This window comes from Clostridium sp. 10cd*, from assembly GCF_044336395.1.
Classification (GTDB): Bacteria; Bacillota_I; Bacilli_A; order Erysipelotrichales; family Erysipelotrichaceae; genus Clostridium_AQ; species Clostridium_AQ innocuum.
The window spans coordinates 1,172,608-1,191,197 of the sequence record NZ_CP172347.1 but is presented as its reverse complement, the minus strand read 5'-3'; the positions used below and the strand labels follow the sequence as shown (position 1 = coordinate 1,191,197).

Below are 18,590 nucleotides of genomic sequence, written 5' to 3'. Positions count from 1 at the left end.
ACGATGCCTTCTGATTTTTAAATGCTCCATAACCGTATACAGCGAAGACATGCATTCTGTAGCCGCTTTTCCCCTTAAAATCATCAGTGGATTGCATACCTCCGCATTTTCTATCTGAAGCTGTAGAAAACGGTATGATGTAGAATAGAGCCACTCTGCTGACTGTTGTGCAAATTTGTACTTTTTTCGACAGCCGCCGCATAGCTTACAAACAGGTGATCCCATATGAAAAAAGAACTTTTATTTCCACAGGATTGTGACGGTGAGCAATACCTGCGCCGTCTGATAGACGCCTATCCTTATGATATTGAGGAAGCAAGAGTACTCGCCCTGCTTACCGCACAGCCGCACCCCAGTCCGTATCTGCTGGAATTTCTGACCTATGCCGCGACACTTTCAAAATTTCGTCTGTGCAGCAGTGAAGCAGCACGAAACCCTTCTCTGGACACCCTGTTTCAGAACATGGCCGTCCTGAAGCAAAAGGACAACAGCCTGCTGCATATGCAGCCCTTTGGATTTGATGCTACCCTGCAGCTGCGTGTATGTGAGGTATCCCATCCCTATGCACACCTTCCTCTGGAGCAGATTCCCTTTATTTCACAGGTACAGCTGCATCATGTACCACTCTTTCAGCAGCCGGATGCCGCCAATATTTCTATTGAGCGCTCCTCCACCTTCATCTACCGCGATATCAGTATGGATGCAAATGCTTTTTTTGCAATGAGTATTGCGATTGCGGATAAAAAGGGCATTGTTTATCTGTCCAGAGAATGCGTACAGCTGGGCGTCTGTCTCGCCGCCCTGTATCCGCTCACTGCCTTGTCCCTGCAACAGGACTTCATTCTCATTTTTGCCTTAGCCTCCGCAAAGGATCAGGCCTGCTACTATTACGATGAAACGAATCAGATCACCATCGGACTGGTCAGCGGAACCCCGCGTATGCATCATATACGCTATCTCAAGGATATGCTGCAGACCCTTTACAATGCAATCTGCATGGAGAAGCACGATCTGCCCATTCATGCCTCCATGCTTCAGATGCAGGCGGGTGATACAAAGAAAGGACTGGTCTTTGCCGGAGAAAGCGGAACCGGCAAAAGTGAGCTGCTTGATGCCTGTCTTCGAGTCTGTGAACAGAAGGGGCTATCGGCAGCCCCCGTTTATGATGATCATGGAACCCTGCATTATCTGGATGAGGAAATTGTCAGCACCGGCGGAGAAATCGGTGCCCTGAAAAACATCACACATTCCCGTATCACCTCGGTATTCTCCACTTTTTCCGACAGCCTGTTTCTGATACAGGAAAATCAGGAGCTGTATCAGATTCTGCCGCTTATTCAGCATGCAAATACCCTGCAGTTTCACAAGGTTACACATTTGTTTTATCTGGATAATGTCAGCGATGAATACGGCTATCGGCGACTGGAAACACTGGATGAATGTCTGGACCTGTTCCGCAAGGGACCCTGCCGCAGAAACGGACAGCTGATTTCCTCCTATTTCATCAATCCGCTTGGCTGTGCTCAAAACAAGCCTGTCTGTGACGCCCTCCTGCGGGATTTCTTTACCATCCTCTATCTGCAGGATATTCCGGTCTATGTTCTGTACACGAGAAGGGCGGAAAACAATACGCAGCTGTATGAGGAATATACAGCCTCGATTTTACGTGAAATCCTTGGAAATGATTGCGAAAACGAAGACGAACCGCTATACTTATAGTAGCTGTACGTCAGGAGGTAGTACATGGAAACAAAGGAAATCATAGACGCGCTCCAGATGAAACGTTCTCTCATCCGCATATCGCATGAAATCATCGAGCATAACCGCGGCGTAGAGGATATCGTCTTAATCGGTATCAAGACAAGAGGAGAAATTCTTGCCAGACGACTGGCAGACATTATATGCAACGTGGAGGACATCAGTGTTCCCTGCTTTGCCCTGGATGTATCGCATTGGAGAGATGATCGGGAAAAGCCCTATCCCCTGCCGATGGAATCCCTGCCGGTAAAGGATAAAAAGGTCATCCTTGTGGATGATGTACTCTTCAAGGGAAGAACCGTACGGGCTGCGATGGATGCGATCATGCACTATGGTAGAGCCAGGGAAATTCAGCTTGCTGTGCTGGTGGACCGCGGACATCGGGAGCTTCCCATTCGCGCTGACTATATAGGAAAGAATATTCCCAGCTCCCTGCGTGAGGTCATTCGGGTCAGAGTCAGCGAGATTGACGGAAACGACGGCGTTTCTATAAGTAAGTGAGGTAGACAAATGGATAAGACATACGTATTGGATTTTGCTTCAAGACTTTTGGGGACGGACTCCCCAACCGGTTATACAAAAAAGGCAATTGACCTTGTAGCCGACGAGGCAGCAGCCTTGGGTTATCAGACTAAGCGCAACAATAAGGGAAACCTTCTGATTTATGTAAAGGGCTCCAGCAGTGAAAAAACAATCGGCTTCTGTGCGCACTGCGACACACTTGGGCTGATGGTACGCTCCATCAAAAGCAACGGTATGCTGGCAGTCACCAACATCGGCGGCCCGATCATTCCCACACTGGATGGGGAATACTGCCGCATTCATACAAGAGATGGCAGGGTATATAGCGGTACCGTACTTTCCTGTTCTCCCGCATCGCATGTATATAAAGACGCGTCGACCAGAAAACGTGAGGTCGATGAGATGGAAATCCGCATTGACGAGGTTGTGAAAACAAAAGCGGATGTGGAAGCACTCGGCATCTGCAACGGTGATTTTGTGGCAATCGACCCAAAGGTTCAGATTACGGAAAGCGGCTTTATCAAATCCCGCTTTTTGGATGACAAAATCAGTGCCAGTGCCCTGATGGGCGTCCTTCAGCATATGAAGGAACACAGCATCACCCCTGCATACGATCTTATTTTCATGATGAGCACATATGAGGAGGTCGGTCATGGCATGTCACACATACCGGAATGCATTAGTGAGCTGATAGCCGTGGATATGGGCTGTATCGGTCTTGATCTGGCCTGCAGTGAACAGGATGTTTCCATCTGTGCCAAGGATTCCAGCGGACCGTATGATTATGAAATGACCAGCCGGCTGATTGAGCTGGCTAAGGAAAAGAAGCTGTGCTATGCCGTTGATATTTATCCGATGTATGGCAGCGACGTCAGCGCAGCACTGCGCGGAGGCTGTGATATCCGCGGTGCACTGATCGGTCCGGGCGTACATGCATCCCATGGAATGGAACGAACGCATTATGATGGTGTGGAAAACACCATGAAGCTGATTCTCGCATATATTTCCTAGCTTTCCCCTTGATTTTCTTCAGAATATGCAACCATGCTCTGAAGAAAATCTTTTTTATATTCCCTGCATACCGCCTGCTTCCCACGCATATAGTTGAAAGAGGTGAACCTATGCTGTTTCATACATTTCTATTTGTTTTTCTGGCGGAGATGGCCGATAAAACACAGCTGATGATTATGGCGCTGACAAACCGCTACTCCGTAAAAACCGTAATTGCCGGCATGATACTCGGTGTCTTTGCCATCAGCGGTGTCTCCGTACTGGCCGGTGATCTGATCGGTGATCTGATTCCCATGCGTCTGATCAAGCTGGCAGCAAGTGCCATGTTTCTGTTTTTTGGACTGATGAATCTTCGCTGCAGCACCGAGGAAGAAGCAGGGCATCATGTTGCATTGAAAATCCCCGTAATATCCATTGCATTTACCTTTGTTATCGCAGAGCTTGGTGATAAAACGCAGCTCGCCACCGTTGCGTTGGCCGCCGATCACATGCGTGAGCATTTTCCGATTTTCCTCGGTGCATCACTGGGGCTGATTATGGCGAATATACTCGGTATCTTTGCAGGCAAGCTGATCTTCTCTCACCTTCGTGAAGATACGGTCAAGGTGGGAAGCTCCTTCATTTTTTTCCTCTTCGGCTCGCTGACCCTGTTTGAAGCCGTCCCCGGCAACAATCTGATATTCATCGGATACAGCACGGTGCTTATGGTATGTGCCTACGCAATTTACACCTTTTCACGCCGTCACGTTGGAACACACGGATAAAAACACCTTCCTGCAACCTGTCACAAATACCAAAAAAATTGCAATCAGCACAACAGAGTATTCCTGTTTGAATTGCATAAGAGACCCCATGAAAAGTGGAGTCTTTTTACATGTCATCCTCTCAACTGCACAGTTTCCTGAAATAAGCTTTGTAAAACTGTGCATTTCCTGTATAGATGGGATATAATATGGGTATTGTCTAAAGGATGAAAGAAGGTAGATACTTATGAATGAATGGTCTTTAGATGTTTTATACAAGGGATATTATGATGAAGCCTTTGTCAATGACTTCAAAAAAATGGATACCGTTATTCAACGCTGTACACAGGCTGCTGAGCAGCTGTGTCATGATAACGAGGTGAAAGCTTTACACGATATGCTGTCCCTGCTGGAGGAATTCCACACACTAGCCGATCGCGTCGGACACTTTATTTCTCTGAAGCAGTCCACGAATACATCGGATGGAAAAACGGTTTCGCTGATGAATCAGTTTTCACAGAAATTCAGCGGCATCACGAAAGCAAATGCAAGGTTCAACCGCTACGTGGCAGAAATTGAGGATCTGGATGCGTGTATTGAACAGGATGCACTGCTGAAGGAATACAGCTACCTGCTGCATACAATAAAAGAGGACAGTACCTATCTGCTCAGTGATGATGTAGAGGATGTATTATCCAAAATGAATATCAGCGGCGGTGAAGCCTGGGCCAATCTGCAGGAATATCTGACGAGTATTGTAGAGGTAGAGTATAAGGGCGAAGTCTCCACCCTTTCTCAGATTCGCAATATGGCCTATGACAGTGATGCAAAGGTGCGCAAGAGTGCCTATGAGGCAGAATTGAAGGCCTATGATAAAATACGCGATGCCGTTGCCTTTTCCTTAAACAGCATCAAGGCACAGGTTTTGACAGAATGTGAGCTGCGCGGCTTTGCTTCTCCACTTGCCATGACACTGCACAATGCGCACATGAAGCAGGAAACGCTGGATGCCCTGCTGCATACCATGCAATCCTATATGCCGAAATTTCATGCCTATCTCAGACGCAAGGCAGAGCTTCTCGGATATAAGAACGGTCTTCCCTGGTATGAGCTGTTTGCGCCACTCGGTGAGGAAACAAAAACCTATCGTATAGAGGAGGCAAAGGAATACCTGCTGAAGCACTTCCGTCCTTTCGCAGAGGATATGGCAGATATGATGGAGCGTGCCTTTGACGAAAGCTGGATTGATTTCTTCCCGCGCAAGGGAAAGGTCGGCGGTGCCTTCTGTGCTAATTTAAGCGGCGTAAAACAGAGCCGTGTTCTGACGAACTATGACGGTGCGCTTGGTGATATCGTTACGCTTGCCCATGAGCTGGGACATGCCTATCACGGTATGATGATTGAGAATCACCGTCCCCTGAATACCGATTATTCCATGCCGGTTGCGGAAACTGCTTCAACATTCAATGAAAACATCATTATGAATGCCGCAATCGAGGAGGCGAAGGGTCAGGAAAAAATCACATTGATTGAAAATCAGCTGCAGGATCTGACACAGGTTATCTGTGATATCTATTCCCGCTTCCTGTTTGAAAAGACAGTATTTGAAAAGCGCAAAGACAGCTTTATGTTTGCGGACGAGCTGGAAGCCATCATGATCGAAACACAGAAGCAGGCATATGGGGACGGTCTGGATCCCGACTATCTGCATCCGTATATGTGGATTTGCAAGTCCCATTACTATTCCAGCGGTTTGAGCTTCTACAATTTCCCATATGCATTCGGAGCTCTGTTTGCACGGGGACTGATTGTGAAGTATCAGGAAGAGAAAGAAGCTTTCGTACCAAAATACCGTGAGCTTCTAAAAGCAACAACGGTATCCAGTGTTGAAGATGTTGCAGCGATGGCTGATATCGACCTGTGTGATGAAGCATTCTGGACAAGCTGTCTGGATACATGCGCACAGCGTATTGATGAATTTCTGGAGCTGACCAAATAAAAAGAGATACCGCAATACCTGTTTATGAAAACAGCATTGTGCATACATGAATTTTGAAGTCGGTTGAACAATGAATGAATATGCAATATTCGCTTGTGGAATACATCCCATTCGGATATTGCTTTTCTTTTTACGCTTGGCATAAAAAAACCATGTTCTGGGAGAAACATGGTTTTTTTAAAGAAAAAGGATTAAAGTAAGGCCGGCTGGTAACAGCCTTACCATTATGGTATTGCAGATATAATTATGATTGTTAAATTGGTCTTTTATCTGCAATGTTATTATATAACTGTTAAACTAGTAAATTCTTGTTATCTTTAGCAATTATTTGCAGTTTCCTTTTATTTCCTATTTGTCGTCGAAGGAATTCTTATACATCTTCGGTGTTACACCGGTATACTTCTTAAATATTTTTGTGAAGTAATTCTGTCCCTGAAAGCCGACCTCATAAGCAATCTCCTTGATTCGCTTACCGCTTTTCAACAGCTCCTTACTCGCCTCCACCCGCCGCTCGCTGACAAGCTCGGTAAAGGTTTTATGCAGAGAATTATTCAACAGCTTACTCAGGTAAAACGGTGAAACCTGCAATGCATCCGCCATATCACTCAGGGTGATCTGTTTACGGTAGTTGGCATCAATATAGCGGACTGCCTGACGTACCAGCTGATTGGTGTTACGGAAGCGCTCCTCAACAATGGGATCATACAGTCGATGCATCTGCATATGTAGATACAGCGGCACCTCCTGATGAATATTCGTACTGATTTGCAGCGGTGCTATTTCTATCCTTTGCAGATCGATATCCGCATATTCCTTTTGCAATGTATCACGTAGCCTTTCAAACAAATCGGCCACCTCCTGAACGATTTGCCTGCGCTCATGAGGAATCAGTGTCAGACAGAGCTGATGGACTGCCCTTTTTAGACCCTCCTCATCCATTTTCTGAAAGATGGACACAAAACGTGCAACAATTTTATCCAGATCGATATCCACCCTGCAATCATCACTGCTGTCCTGCAGAAGCTGAGAACAGATCGGCTCCTGAATGCCGATGCGATCTCTTGCTATTTGGAAGGAATGGTGAAACAGCGCAATGTCATTTACAATCGGTCCGATACCAAATTCAAGGCTATCCGACTGCAATGCAGTGATATAGCTCTCCAAATGCTGCAAATCCTCCTGCGGAATAGCCCGCTCTGCAAGGATATAAAAAATCTGCAGCTCATGAAAGAGCTCCTTCAGGCAGCGAAAGCCCAGCTGTATGAAGCCTGCGGACACCTTTTCCATATAGGTTTGATCGTAATGAGAGGATCGGATGATGAAACAGAAACCGCTGCAGATGCGCGGACTGAGCAGTCTTAGATTCTTGCGCAGCACCAGCTCATCCTCATTCGACAATATGGCAAACAGACATTCATTTTCCACGACCGGAGTAATCCTTTCTATTTTTTCCAGCAGATCACTCTGATGCTTTTTTTCATTCTGCTTCTGCTGTAACTGCTCCATCGTTTTTCGCAGAGCATCCTTTAAATGATCAATCGTATACGGCTTTAAGATGAAATCCTCCACACCAAGACGAATCGCCTCCTGTGCATATTCGAAGTAATTATAGGAGGATAAAATCAGAAACTCCACTTCCCCCGCTGTCTGCCGAATGCGGCGAATCACCTCCAGACCATTGATACCCGGAATATTGATATCGGCTAATATGATATCCGGATGATGCTCTTCAAACAGGGTCAGTGCTTCTTTACCATTTTTCGCAGCATACAGCTCCTGACATTCCGGAAAACCCTCCTGAATGATCTTATACAGCGTTTCCCGCTCAATCTGTTCATCCTCAATGATCATGATTTTATACATATCCGTTCTCCTTCAAATCAATCTGTATATTGATTTCAAATCCGCATTCCTCCAGACTGTTGACAATGATACGTACCCCATCGCCATAGAAGGCCTTCAGGCGCCTTGTAACATTATAAAGCCCAAGATGAGAGCGTTCATCACTGCTCATGCGGAAATCGTTCAGAATAAGCTTCTCCAGCTCATCCGCAGGCATACCGGTACCGTTGTCACTGACAGATATCATGATTTCATCATTGAGACGGCTTACCTCAATCACAACCTCTCCATCCTCGATAATATCCTGTAAGCCGTGTGACACCGCATTTTCCACAAGCGGCTGCAGCACCATGGAGGGCATCGGGATATCCGGTAAATCCTCCTCGATATCCATCAGAAAGCGGATTCTGTCACCGTATCGTTTTTCCTGTATGTAATTGTAGTTGTAAATTGCCTTGATTTCCTTTTTCAGAGAACTGATTTTACTTGCATTATCAAGACCGTAGCGAAGCAGCTGGCTCGTCTTTTCCATCAGCTCACTTGTTTCATAGGCTCCCTCACTGTACGCCTTTTTATAAATCATATTCAGTGTATTGAACAGGAAATGCGGATTGATCTGATTCTGTAAAATACGCAGCTCACTTTGGGCAAGCAGCTCATCCTTTCGCAGATTGTCATTCTGCTGTTCCAGAACCCTGCGTTCCAGCCTTGCCTTTTCATTTTCATACTGGATGTTTTTTTCGATACTGTCCGCCATATCCTCCAGGGCAAGACAAAGCACATTCATCTCCTTATTCGTATTGGAAATCTGCGTAAGGTCATATGCTCCCTTCTTGATACGGTTCATATTATTGATTACCTTTTCCAGAGGATCGGTGATGGATTTGATAGTGGATATGGAAAAATAGATCATCCATACAATCAGATAGAGGATAAAGAACAGCGACACCAGCTGCATGGTCTTCTGATTGCTGTTGACTGCCGCCTTTTGCAGCTGCATATCCTGCGTCGCCAGGCCATAATATTCACTAGCTGTCTTATTGATCAGATCATATTCATACAGCAGCTCCTGATACTTCGCACTGAACTCCTTTTCCTGCTGAAGATCGGAAGCGATGACCAGCTCTGCCTGCGCCATATAGCCATCCACCATATTGTTTAGCAGCTCGAAACGCCAGACATGATCCTGATTTTTCAGACTCGCCTTTACCTTTTCCACATTCCCCTGCAGAACTGTGCGATATCTGTGAAAATCCTTATAATTCTGATCATCTGGAGAATACAGGTACACCTGTAACGCATCGTTGAGATTCTTCAAATTGTCATAAAACTGATTCAGCTCATTGTAGGTGGTATAGGTGGAATTGAATTTCTTTATCGTTCGATCATTGATAAGTACATAGGTCGTGCAGACAAGTACCATCACCACGATCAGCATGAGATTGTAGTTCATGATTTTACTGCGAAAGCTTTTCGATCTATTCCACATGCATTTTCTCCTTTTGCAAAGCGGATGCATAGGTATTCAGATTCTTCCTGTTAACGAGCACAAGATAGGAAGGAATCCGCTCCTTTTCCGGCCGTACTCCCCTGGTAACATAATCATATAATATATGTACCGATTCATATCCGTACTGATAAAAGGATGTCACAATACTGCCTTCCACCTTCCCCTCCCGTATCAGCTCCAGTGTTTCCTTCATATCATCAACGCCGTACACAAGAATCGTATCGCGATTGTCCATATATTCGCTTGCATCCACAAAGCCGATTGCATTCTCCCCTGCAAGGTTGATGGAAACATTCATACCGGTATCCTTCTGCAGCACCTTGATCCACTCGTTGCGGGAGGTGAGCTGGTCACTGCGTGATTCACTTTTTGCGACAATCTCAAAGCCGCCGGGATGCTGTGCAAATACAGCTTCAATGGATGCAATCTGATCCCTTGCAAGGTCAAAGCTCAAATCACTGACCTGAATGCCGATGCGAAGCATTTTATTCTTACCCAGCTTTTCTTCGATATCGGCTAACAGAAGTCTGGCCTGCTCATCAAAGTCCTTGCTGATCGTCGTTAGCGGACTGCTGCCCTCAACAGGAGAATCCACCAGGACAAAGGGGATACCCTTGTCATTTCCTTTTTGGATCAGCTCCTTGCTGATGACCCCCTGTGTGATTATGCCATCTGCTTTTTTTAAAAGACCTGTATTGATGACATCCACCATATCATCGGTGGAAATTTTAATAGGTCCCTTCCAGTCACAATGCACCTCCAGCTCCGTACAGGCATCCTGCATCCCTTCTCTGGCCTTTTGCCATAGCGTATGCGTAGATAAAGGTGTGGCAAATAGAAAATACTGTGAGGATTTTTTCTCCTCCTTTGGCTCAGCTGCACTGCATCCGCCACTCAGCACCAGACACAGGCACACGATTCCGCATAGTCTTTTTTTTCTCATTCTCATCCCCGCTCTCATGGAATCATTCTATCACATCACAGACAAATTGAAAACGCGTGAAAAATAAAAAAAATGATTCTTGAAAGGGATCGTAAGAATCATTTCTTTATACAAGATTATCAGCAATAGAGACGATCCTCATATCGCTCCATCATTGAAGAACCGCTGAACTGCATTCATGTCCGGGGTTTACCGCGGCTGTTTTCCTTCTGATAACTTTGTGATTAAGCGGCATATCTGCCGACTACAGTACATAGTATACAGTATCAAATATAAAATATCTTGTCATTTTTAGCAATATCTTGTCATGTACTCAATTCTGTAATATCATAACAGTTTCCACCGGCGTGCTTTGCGTGATACATCGCTTCATCCGCCTTTTGGAATATCTCATCATACCTGCAGATATGATTGCTCATACATACACCGATACTGGCACTCAGGACCTGTCTGTCCTCGATTCTTGTATTTACCAGGCGATCTAAAATCTCATCCAGACGCTCATACAGATAGGGCAGAGAAAGGATATTCTTCATAAACACACAGAACTCATCACCGCCGATGCGACCGATGAAATCGCTGCTGCGAAGAACCTCCTTCAACACCTTAACGACATGCAGAAGAACCTGGTCACCGACAAGATGACCGAAGGTGTCATTGATGCTTTTAAATTTATCAATATCAATGACCAGCAGGCAGACATACTGATCCTGATGCATGGTTTCAAGCTCTGCACTCACATGTGTCCGAAACGCCGTTTTATTCATGACATTTGTGAATTCCTCTATTTCAGAACGACGCTCCAGCTCCCTGTTTTCCTTTAAAATCTGATTACGTTCATACAGCAGCTGTTCCATGTCTATCTTTAACAGCAGCGTATTCTTCATGTTGTTGTGTGCAGCTGAAAGCTCCAGCTGCCGAATATCATAATACTCCTCCAGCGCCTGTAGACGCTCCTGTTCAGCTTTAAACGTGTTCGCATAAATGACCTGACATTCCTTAAGCTCGGAATGATTCTGATAATTCGGATAATCCTGAAGAATCAGCTGAAGCTCATATAAAATCTGTGAGGAAAGCTTCTGTTCCTGAAACTGCATGCAGACCTTAAATACCTTAAGAAGATTTTTAAACGTATGCAAACGATCCTCTTCTCTGCCGGCAATTTCCAGAAAGCGGACCACTTCAGCACGCAGCCTTGCTATATCCTGCGTATGGGCACACAAGAGAACCTGATACATCTGATAATCATTTTCTACTGTAACGATCTGAAATCGTTTTTGAAATTCTCGGTACCAGATCAGCCAGCGCTCATATTCAAGATCATCCTTCAGATAAATGCTTGTCCCCATCAGATTGATGATATTGAAGCCATCATTGATTTTAAGATCATTATAGCTACCGATTCCGCGCTCTTCAAAGGCATTGGTGAAATATTCCTTTGCGATTTCATAATAACCAAGGTTAAAAAAGAGTACACCCAGATTGTTTAAAATGATATACAGATACCCGAGCTCCTGATGATCCAAAGCGATATAATAGGACTTCAGCATATATTCAACCGACATGATATCATCGCCAAGCGTTCCACTCACCATCCCTGCCAGATTATAGCACATCATCTGAAAAAATGGATAGGGCGCATGTTCTCCGATGCGAATTCCCTCCTGCAGATATTTCATTGCTTTATCATAAACACCTGTGTTGAAATAGGAGCTGCCTAGAAAATAACAGCTGATTATCAAATAATGGTCATTGTTTTGTTCCCTGCTGGCTGTGTATAACAGGGAGGCATAATGAAAAATGCCTTCAAAATCACGAAGGACTCTTTTTTCTTCAATGTGTGTATACAAGCTCTCTAACTTATCTGTTTTCATGGTATTATCATATCACAATCATATATGTTTTTAAACACTCTGTCGATACAAGTGTCTATAAATGCAGTTTTTTACATACTATTTAGCGATTTCATAGACTGTCTGAATGATTGATACAGCAAAAGCTGCAGTACCGTTCGTATTTTTCACTAGAAATTCAGTCTGTTTCACTATAAAAAAGACCGGACAGCAGTCTGCCATCCGGTTCCATTTATAAATATTATTCCACTGCTTTTTTCACAAGTGCAAGAACATCTTCAGCAGTCGCCTGCTTCAGTGCTTCCTCAGCAAGACCTTCCATTTCCTTCTTGCTCAGGTTGGTAACCATCTTACGAGCCTTCAGAATCTGTGTAGCTGACATGGAGAATTCATCGAGTCCAAGACCGAGAAGTACAGGTACCGCATATTCTTCTCCAGCCATTGCTCCACACATACCAGCCCATTTGCCTTCCTTGTGTGCTCCGTCAATCGTCATTTTAATGAGACGCAGGATAGATGGATTGTATGGCTGATACAGGTAGGATACCTTCTCATTCATACGGTCAGCTGCCATAGAGTACTGAATCAAATCGTTTGTACCGATGGAGAAGAAATCTGCTTCCTTCGCAAAGTTATCTGCATTTACTGCAGCAGCAGGAATTTCCACCATCATACCTACTTCGATTTTATCTGCAACCTTAACACCTTCTGCAATCAGTTTTTCTCTTTCTTCTTCAAAGATTGCCTTACCCTGACGGAATTCATCAACCGTCGCAATCATCGGGAACATGATGCACAGTCTTCCGTAAACAGAAGCACGGATCAGTGCACGCAGCTGTGTGCGGAAAATTTCTGTTCTGTCCAGACACAGACGAATTGCACGATATCCCAAAAACGGGTTCATTTCCGGATCGAACGTGAAGTAAGGAAGCTTTTTGTCACCACCGATATCCAGTGTACGTACGACAACACGGCGTCCTCCCATACCTTCCAGAACTGCTTTATAAGCTTCAAACTGCTCATCCTCAGTAGGGAAGTGATCAGAATGCATATACAGGAATTCTGTACGGTACAGACCGATACCTTCACCACCATTGTTCAACACACCCTCTACATCATCCGGTGTACCGATATTTCCGGCAAGCTCAACCTCATGTCCGTCTGTTGTAATGGATTTTGCATCCTTTAATACCTTCAGTGCCTCTTTTTCTTCCATATAAGCAGCACGTTTTCCTTCATATTCCTTGATTTCCTCAGCAGTTGGATTCAGAATAACAACGCCGTCCAATGCATCCAGAATTACCGTATCGCCATTGCTTGCGGCATCCAGAACACCACTGCAGCCTACAACAGCAGGAATCTCCAGAGAGTTTGCCATGATAGCAGAGTGGCTTGTCTTACCACCGATATTCGTCGCAAAGCCCTTTGCGTATTCATTCAGCTGCGCTGTGTCGGAAGGTGTCAAATCATGTGCGATAATAACGGAATCCTCGTTGATTGCACTCAGATCAGGAATCGTCAGTCCCAGCAGATTACATTTCAAACGGAATGTAACATCCTTAACATCAGCTGCTCTCTCTTTAAAGTATTCGTTATCCATGGATTCAAACATGGCAACCATCATATTCGCAACTTCATTGGTCGCAAATTCTGCGTTTACCTTGTCGTTTTCAATCATTGAGATAATCTGGCTTGCCAGCTCAGGATCCCCTGCCATCATCAGGTGAGCATCAAAAACTGCCAGCTCTTCCGGTGCCAGACGTTTTGCGGCACGTTCCTTGATACCTTCGATATCAGATTTCGTTTTTTCCAAAGCAGCGTTGAATTTCGCTACCTCTTCTGCAGGTGTTGCTTCTGTCTTAACAATTTCGAAGCTCGGTGTTTCCAGCTTGTAAACCTTTGCAATCGCAATCCCTGCGGATGCTGCAATACCTTTTAACATAAGTATGTCCTCCTCTTACTTCATGTAATACTTATTAAAAGTAGTCCTTATCTGATAGAATCACAACGCTTCCATGAGTCTATCTCTACCTAAAATAATAACATTTTTTGAGCCTATAAGCAATGGAAGAATGCATTACAAAGCGCTTTTTTCGACAAAGGAAAAGCTGTACCACCGAACGTCCTGCAGCTAAAAGCTTCAAGGAAAATACCAATTGTAGTCATTTTCGTCTGGATACAGTCATAAAAAGCCAATACAAAAAAAGCACAGAGCTCTACAAATATTTGCAGACACCTGTGCCTTCGTCTTTAACGACTTAATGAATATACAGAAGAAAGAGCCAGATAAATATACCGAGTACGGCACAGAACAGCAGAATTACCGGTACAAACACCGAGAATGCAGCCATAATGAGAGCCAGAAAGTCACCCTTTTCAAGATTTGCTTCCTTCCCTTCCCGCACTTCCTTCTTTTTCAACAGATCCTTAAATTTAGGTTTATTGATGAACACTAGAACTCACCGCCGAAATGGCAGAGAACAACGTGACCCGGTTTGATTTCCTTCGCTGCCGGCTCCTGTGTTTTACAGATATCCTTCGCATATGGACAACGCGGGTGGAATTTACATCCGCTTGGTACGTTGACATTGCTTGGAATCTCTCCATGAATTGCTTCCATGCTGGAACGCTGTGTAGGATCCGGCTTTGGAATCGCGGCCATCAGCGCCTTTGTATAAGGGTGCTGCGGATTCTCATAGATTTCATCCTTATCCGCAAGCTCTACCAGTGAACCAAGGTACATAACACCTACACGGTTACTGATATGCTTCACAACACTGAGGTCATGAGAAATAAAGATGTAAGAAATCTTTCGTTCTTCCTGCATATCCATCATCAGGTTGATGATCTGTGACTGAATGGAAACATCCAGTGCGGATACCGGCTCATCACATACGATGAAGCTTGGATCCAGTGCCAGAGAACGGGCGATACCGATACGCTGACGCTGACCTCCGGAGAACTGATGCGGGTAACGGTAGCAGTAGTATGGCGGCAACCCGCATTTTTCCATCAGATTCAGAATATACTGCTTCAGCTCGTCACCTTTTTTATAATAGCCATGCGCAACCAGCGGTTCACTCAAAATGTTGTATACATTCATCCGGGGATTCAAAGAGCTGTATGGATCCTGGAAAATAATCTGCATTTCCTCACGCAGCTTTCGCATTTCCTTACGGTTCTTTTTCAGAATATCTTCACCATTGAAGTGCACTTCCCCGCTTGTCGGTTCATGCAGACGAAGAATTGCACGTCCAAGTGTGGATTTTCCACAGCCGGATTCTCCAACAAGACCAAGCGTCTCCCCTTCATACAGCTTGAAGGATACACCATCAACAGCCTTTACATATTTTTTATTTTTATCCAGCTTACCTTTTCCAAGAGGGAAATATTTTTTCAGGTCTTTGACTTCGAGAATTACTTTCTTGTCTTCCATTTTTTATTCCTCCCCTTTCACATCATCAAACAGGAAGCAGCTAACGTGATGTCTGGATCCGACCTTCACGTCATGCGGCTGGGACTCCCTGCATTTTGGCATCGCCTTCGGACAACGGTCTGCGAAATAGCAGCCCTTTGGCAGATTGATCGGGTTTGGTACATTCCCTTCAATCGTACTCAGACGTTTGCTTCCGCTGTTCAGGGAAGGCATACTGCTCATTAAGCCAACGGTATACGGATGCTTCGGGTTTTTGAAGATTTCAAATACCGGAGCACTTTCCACTACCTTACCGGCATACATGACATTTACATGATCCGCCATCTGTGCAACTACACCAAGGTCATGCGTAATCAGCATGATGGAGGTTCCTGTTTTTTCCTTCAGATCATTCATCAGCTTCAGAATCTGTGCCTGAATGGTAACATCCAGTGCTGTTGTCGGTTCATCGGCAATCAGCAGCTTTGGATTACATGCAAGCGCCATAGCGATCATAACACGCTGACGCATACCACCGGAAAGCTGATGCGGGTAGTTGTCCACAACCTTTTCCGGGCGGGAAATTCCAACCATGTCCAGAAGCTTGACAGCGCGTTCGTGTGCCTCTTCCTTTTTTACATCCTCATGCAGCAGGATATTCTCCATAATCTGATTTCCTACTGTGAATACCGGGTTCAGTGAAGTCATCGGCTCCTGAAAAATCATAGAGATATCGTTACCACGAATCTTACGGATTTCATCATCCTTTAATGTCGCAAGGTTTTTGTCACCATACATGATCTTGCTGTCTTCCCCGATTTTACCGGGTTCATCCACCAGACCAAGGATACTCATGGCCGTAACACTCTTTCCACAGCCGGATTCCCCAACGATTGCCAGTGTTTCATTTTCGTACATTTTGAAGTTGTTTCCGTCTACCGCCTTGGAAACACCCTTTTTTGTATAGAAATATACTTTCAGATTTTCAACATCCAATATTTTCTTGTTCTTTACTTGTTCCATACTCACCAGCTCCTATCGTATATCTTTCGGGTCAAACGCATCACGCAGTCCCTCTCCAATCAGATTGATGGAGATAACGGTCAGCAGACACATGATACCGGCAGGCAGCCAGTTCCATGGAAAGTCCTGGAAGACTTCGGTATTTCTTGCCAGTTCCATCAGATTTCCCCAGGAAGGCGTAGGTGCGGTAACACCCATACCAAGGAAAGATAATCCGGCCTCTGTAAGAATAGCACTCGCCATGGACAATGTCGCATTAACAATGATCATGGATAAAACATTCGGTATCAGATGCTTGAATATTTTTGAAAAATCACTCAGACCAAGTGCCTCGCAGGCCTGCATGAATTCCTGTTCGCGAAGTGACAGAATCTGCCCGCGCACAAGACGCGCCAGTCCCGGCCACGACAGCACACCGATCAGAAACGATACGATATACATTTTCACATTTGACGGTGTCCATAACATATTATATGCCAGTACAAGAATCAGTGGTGTAAATGGCAGAGAGTACACAATTTCCGCAAAACGCATAAGAAGATTGTCAATCCATCCACCATAATAACCGGATATACCACCGATCACACAGCCAAGGAGCACCGTAATCAGGGCAGCGATGATACCTACCATGATAGAAATACGTCCACCCAGGAACAAACGGAAGAATACATCACGCCCCTGCTGGTCAGTACCCAGCCAGTGCTCAGCATTCGGTCCAATATTTTTTGTATCAAAGCTATAATCATTTACATTAACACCGCTTATGATCGGTACGAAAATCACGGCAAGAACGATCAGTATAAAAATGATCAGACCAGCCATAGCGATTTTGTTTTGTCTGAATTTATTCCATGCAATTTGCCAAGGGCCCATGGTATCGCTTTTATCCAGCTTTATTTCAGTTTGATTTACATTTTCTTTCGCCATTCTAATCACCTCTATTCTACTTTAACACGTGGATCGACAACGGAATACAGAATATCCGACAGCAGATTTCCCAACACCATCAAAATGGCAGAGAACATCAGACACGCCGTGATAATACTCTGATCCTGTCCACTGATTGCCTCGATCAAAATCTTACCCAGACCAGGCCACAGGAATACGGATTCCAGAATCATTGCCCCACTGAACAGGGAAGGAATGTACAGACCCAGCAGTGTGACAAGAGGTATCAGCGCATTTTTAAATGCATGACGGTAAATCACTGTTTTCTCTTTCAAGCCCTTTGCACGCGCGGTTCGTACATAGTCCTGATTGATAACATCGATCATGGAGCTTCGTACATAACGGGAGAAGGTCGCAAAGTTACCGAACGCAAGTACAATTGTCGGCAGCAGCATATGCAATGCAACATCTCCGATTTCCTGGAATATATTATCATATCCGAAGACTGCAAGATCCGGGGTACGCATACCGTTGACCGGTATCACGCCGGAAGGCAGCGCTACGAAGAAAATCAGAATCAGCGCAAAGAAGAACGTTGGCACAGATACACCCAATAAGGAGAATACTGTCCAGAAATTGTCGAATTTAGAGAATTTTTTTGTTGCCTGCTTAATTCCAATCGGAATAGAAAGCCCGATACCGATAACGAGGGAAACCAGGTTCAGCAGGAATGTATTCCATACGTAGTCTCCAATGATTTCAGAAACTGGAAGTTTGAACTTGGTAGATGTCCCCAGTTCTCCTTTAGCAAGATTTCCAACCCAGATTACATACTGTTCTGGCAGAGATTTATCAAGTCCCAATTCCTCACGAATCTGCTGTTTCTGTTCCGGGGTAGCCTTGCTTCCCATTCCCAGATAAGCATCAACTGGATCTCCTGGCATTCCTTTTACGGTCCCAAAAATGACGATTGAAATAATAAATATGACAGGAATTAGATTTAGCAAACGTTTAACTATATATTTCAGCATGAGATCACCTCCAAAAAAAACTTAATTTTGAAACATAGAAGTTGAATTAAAA

15 protein-coding genes are annotated in these 18,590 nt (G+C 44.7%); 5 read left to right on the top strand and 10 right to left on the bottom strand.

Going from position 1 to position 18,590, the window contains the following annotated elements; translation table 11 throughout:
- The first annotated feature begins 225 nt into the window (after positions 1-225).
- From ACG3M1_RS05895 to ACG3M1_RS05875, 5 genes are all read left to right on the top strand, one after another.
- Positions 226-1,719, top strand: a complete 1,494-nt coding sequence (locus tag ACG3M1_RS05895) for a hypothetical protein (RefSeq protein ID WP_009269592.1) — start codon at positions 226-228, stop codon at positions 1,717-1,719.
- A gap of 24 nt (positions 1,720-1,743) precedes the next feature.
- On the top strand, positions 1,744-2,259 hold the full coding sequence (gene pyrR, locus ACG3M1_RS05890; RefSeq protein ID WP_008819711.1) for a bifunctional pyr operon transcriptional regulator/uracil phosphoribosyltransferase PyrR: 516 nt from the start codon (positions 1,744-1,746) through the stop codon (positions 2,257-2,259).
- 9 nt (positions 2,260-2,268) lie between these two features.
- Positions 2,269-3,291 carry a M42 family metallopeptidase gene (locus ACG3M1_RS05885; protein ID WP_008819710.1) on the top strand — a complete coding sequence of 341 codons (1,023 nt, stop codon included), beginning with the start codon at positions 2,269-2,271 and terminating at the stop codon, positions 3,289-3,291.
- Between the two features lie 110 nt (positions 3,292-3,401).
- On the top strand, positions 3,402-4,055 hold the full coding sequence (locus tag ACG3M1_RS05880) for a TMEM165/GDT1 family protein (protein ID WP_008819709.1): 654 nt from the start codon (positions 3,402-3,404) through the stop codon (positions 4,053-4,055).
- A 226-nt stretch (positions 4,056-4,281) separates the two neighbouring features.
- Entirely contained in the window at positions 4,282-6,033 is a 1,752-nt protein-coding gene (locus ACG3M1_RS05875) for a M3 family oligoendopeptidase (RefSeq protein ID WP_008819708.1), read from the top strand.
- A gap of 348 nt (positions 6,034-6,381) precedes the next feature.
- Here the strand turns inward: ACG3M1_RS05875 and ACG3M1_RS05870 are convergent, their stop codons facing one another.
- From ACG3M1_RS05870 to ACG3M1_RS05825, 10 genes are all read right to left on the bottom strand, one after another.
- Positions 6,382-7,896 carry a response regulator gene (locus ACG3M1_RS05870; RefSeq protein ID WP_008819707.1) on the bottom strand — a complete coding sequence of 505 codons (1,515 nt, stop codon included), beginning with the start codon at positions 7,894-7,896 and terminating at the stop codon, positions 6,382-6,384.
- Positions 7,889-9,364 carry a sensor histidine kinase gene (locus ACG3M1_RS05865; RefSeq protein WP_002608086.1) on the bottom strand — a complete coding sequence of 492 codons (1,476 nt, stop codon included), beginning with the start codon at positions 9,362-9,364 and terminating at the stop codon, positions 7,889-7,891. Before ACG3M1_RS05865 ends, ACG3M1_RS05870 begins: the two co-directional genes overlap by 8 nt.
- Positions 9,354-10,328 (bottom strand): sugar ABC transporter substrate-binding protein, encoded by a 975-nt coding sequence (locus tag ACG3M1_RS05860; protein WP_002608085.1) that lies wholly within the window; start codon positions 10,326-10,328, stop codon positions 9,354-9,356. The genes ACG3M1_RS05865 and ACG3M1_RS05860 overlap by 11 nt, the downstream gene beginning before the upstream one ends.
- Positions 10,329-10,633: 305 nt before the next feature.
- A complete protein-coding gene (locus ACG3M1_RS05855) occupies positions 10,634-12,202 on the bottom strand; it encodes a GGDEF domain-containing protein (protein ID WP_008819705.1) in 1,569 nt (522 codons plus the stop codon).
- A gap of 220 nt (positions 12,203-12,422) precedes the next feature.
- On the bottom strand, positions 12,423-14,123 hold the full coding sequence (ptsP, locus tag ACG3M1_RS05850; RefSeq protein WP_008819704.1) for a phosphoenolpyruvate--protein phosphotransferase: 1,701 nt from the start codon (positions 14,121-14,123) through the stop codon (positions 12,423-12,425).
- 316 nt (positions 14,124-14,439) lie between these two features.
- Positions 14,440-14,634 carry a hypothetical protein gene (locus ACG3M1_RS05845; protein WP_002608082.1) on the bottom strand — a complete coding sequence of 65 codons (195 nt, stop codon included), beginning with the start codon at positions 14,632-14,634 and terminating at the stop codon, positions 14,440-14,442.
- The gene (locus tag ACG3M1_RS05840) at positions 14,634-15,617 is read right to left on the bottom strand and encodes an ABC transporter ATP-binding protein (protein WP_002608081.1); all 984 of its coding nucleotides are present in this window, start codon (positions 15,615-15,617) and stop codon (positions 14,634-14,636) included. The genes ACG3M1_RS05845 and ACG3M1_RS05840 overlap by 1 nt, the downstream gene beginning before the upstream one ends.
- Before the next feature lie 3 nt (positions 15,618-15,620).
- Positions 15,621-16,619 (bottom strand): ABC transporter ATP-binding protein, encoded by a 999-nt coding sequence (locus ACG3M1_RS05835; RefSeq protein ID WP_008819702.1) that lies wholly within the window; start codon positions 16,617-16,619, stop codon positions 15,621-15,623.
- A 12-nt stretch (positions 16,620-16,631) separates the two neighbouring features.
- Complete coding sequence (gene opp4C / locus ACG3M1_RS05830) at positions 16,632-17,546, bottom strand: oligopeptide ABC transporter permease (protein WP_002608079.1); 915 nt, start codon at positions 17,544-17,546, stop codon at positions 16,632-16,634.
- An 11-nt stretch (positions 17,547-17,557) separates the two neighbouring features.
- On the bottom strand, positions 17,558-18,538 hold the full coding sequence (locus ACG3M1_RS05825; protein ID WP_002608078.1) for an ABC transporter permease: 981 nt from the start codon (positions 18,536-18,538) through the stop codon (positions 17,558-17,560).
- Between the last annotated feature and the right edge of the window lie 52 nt (positions 18,539-18,590).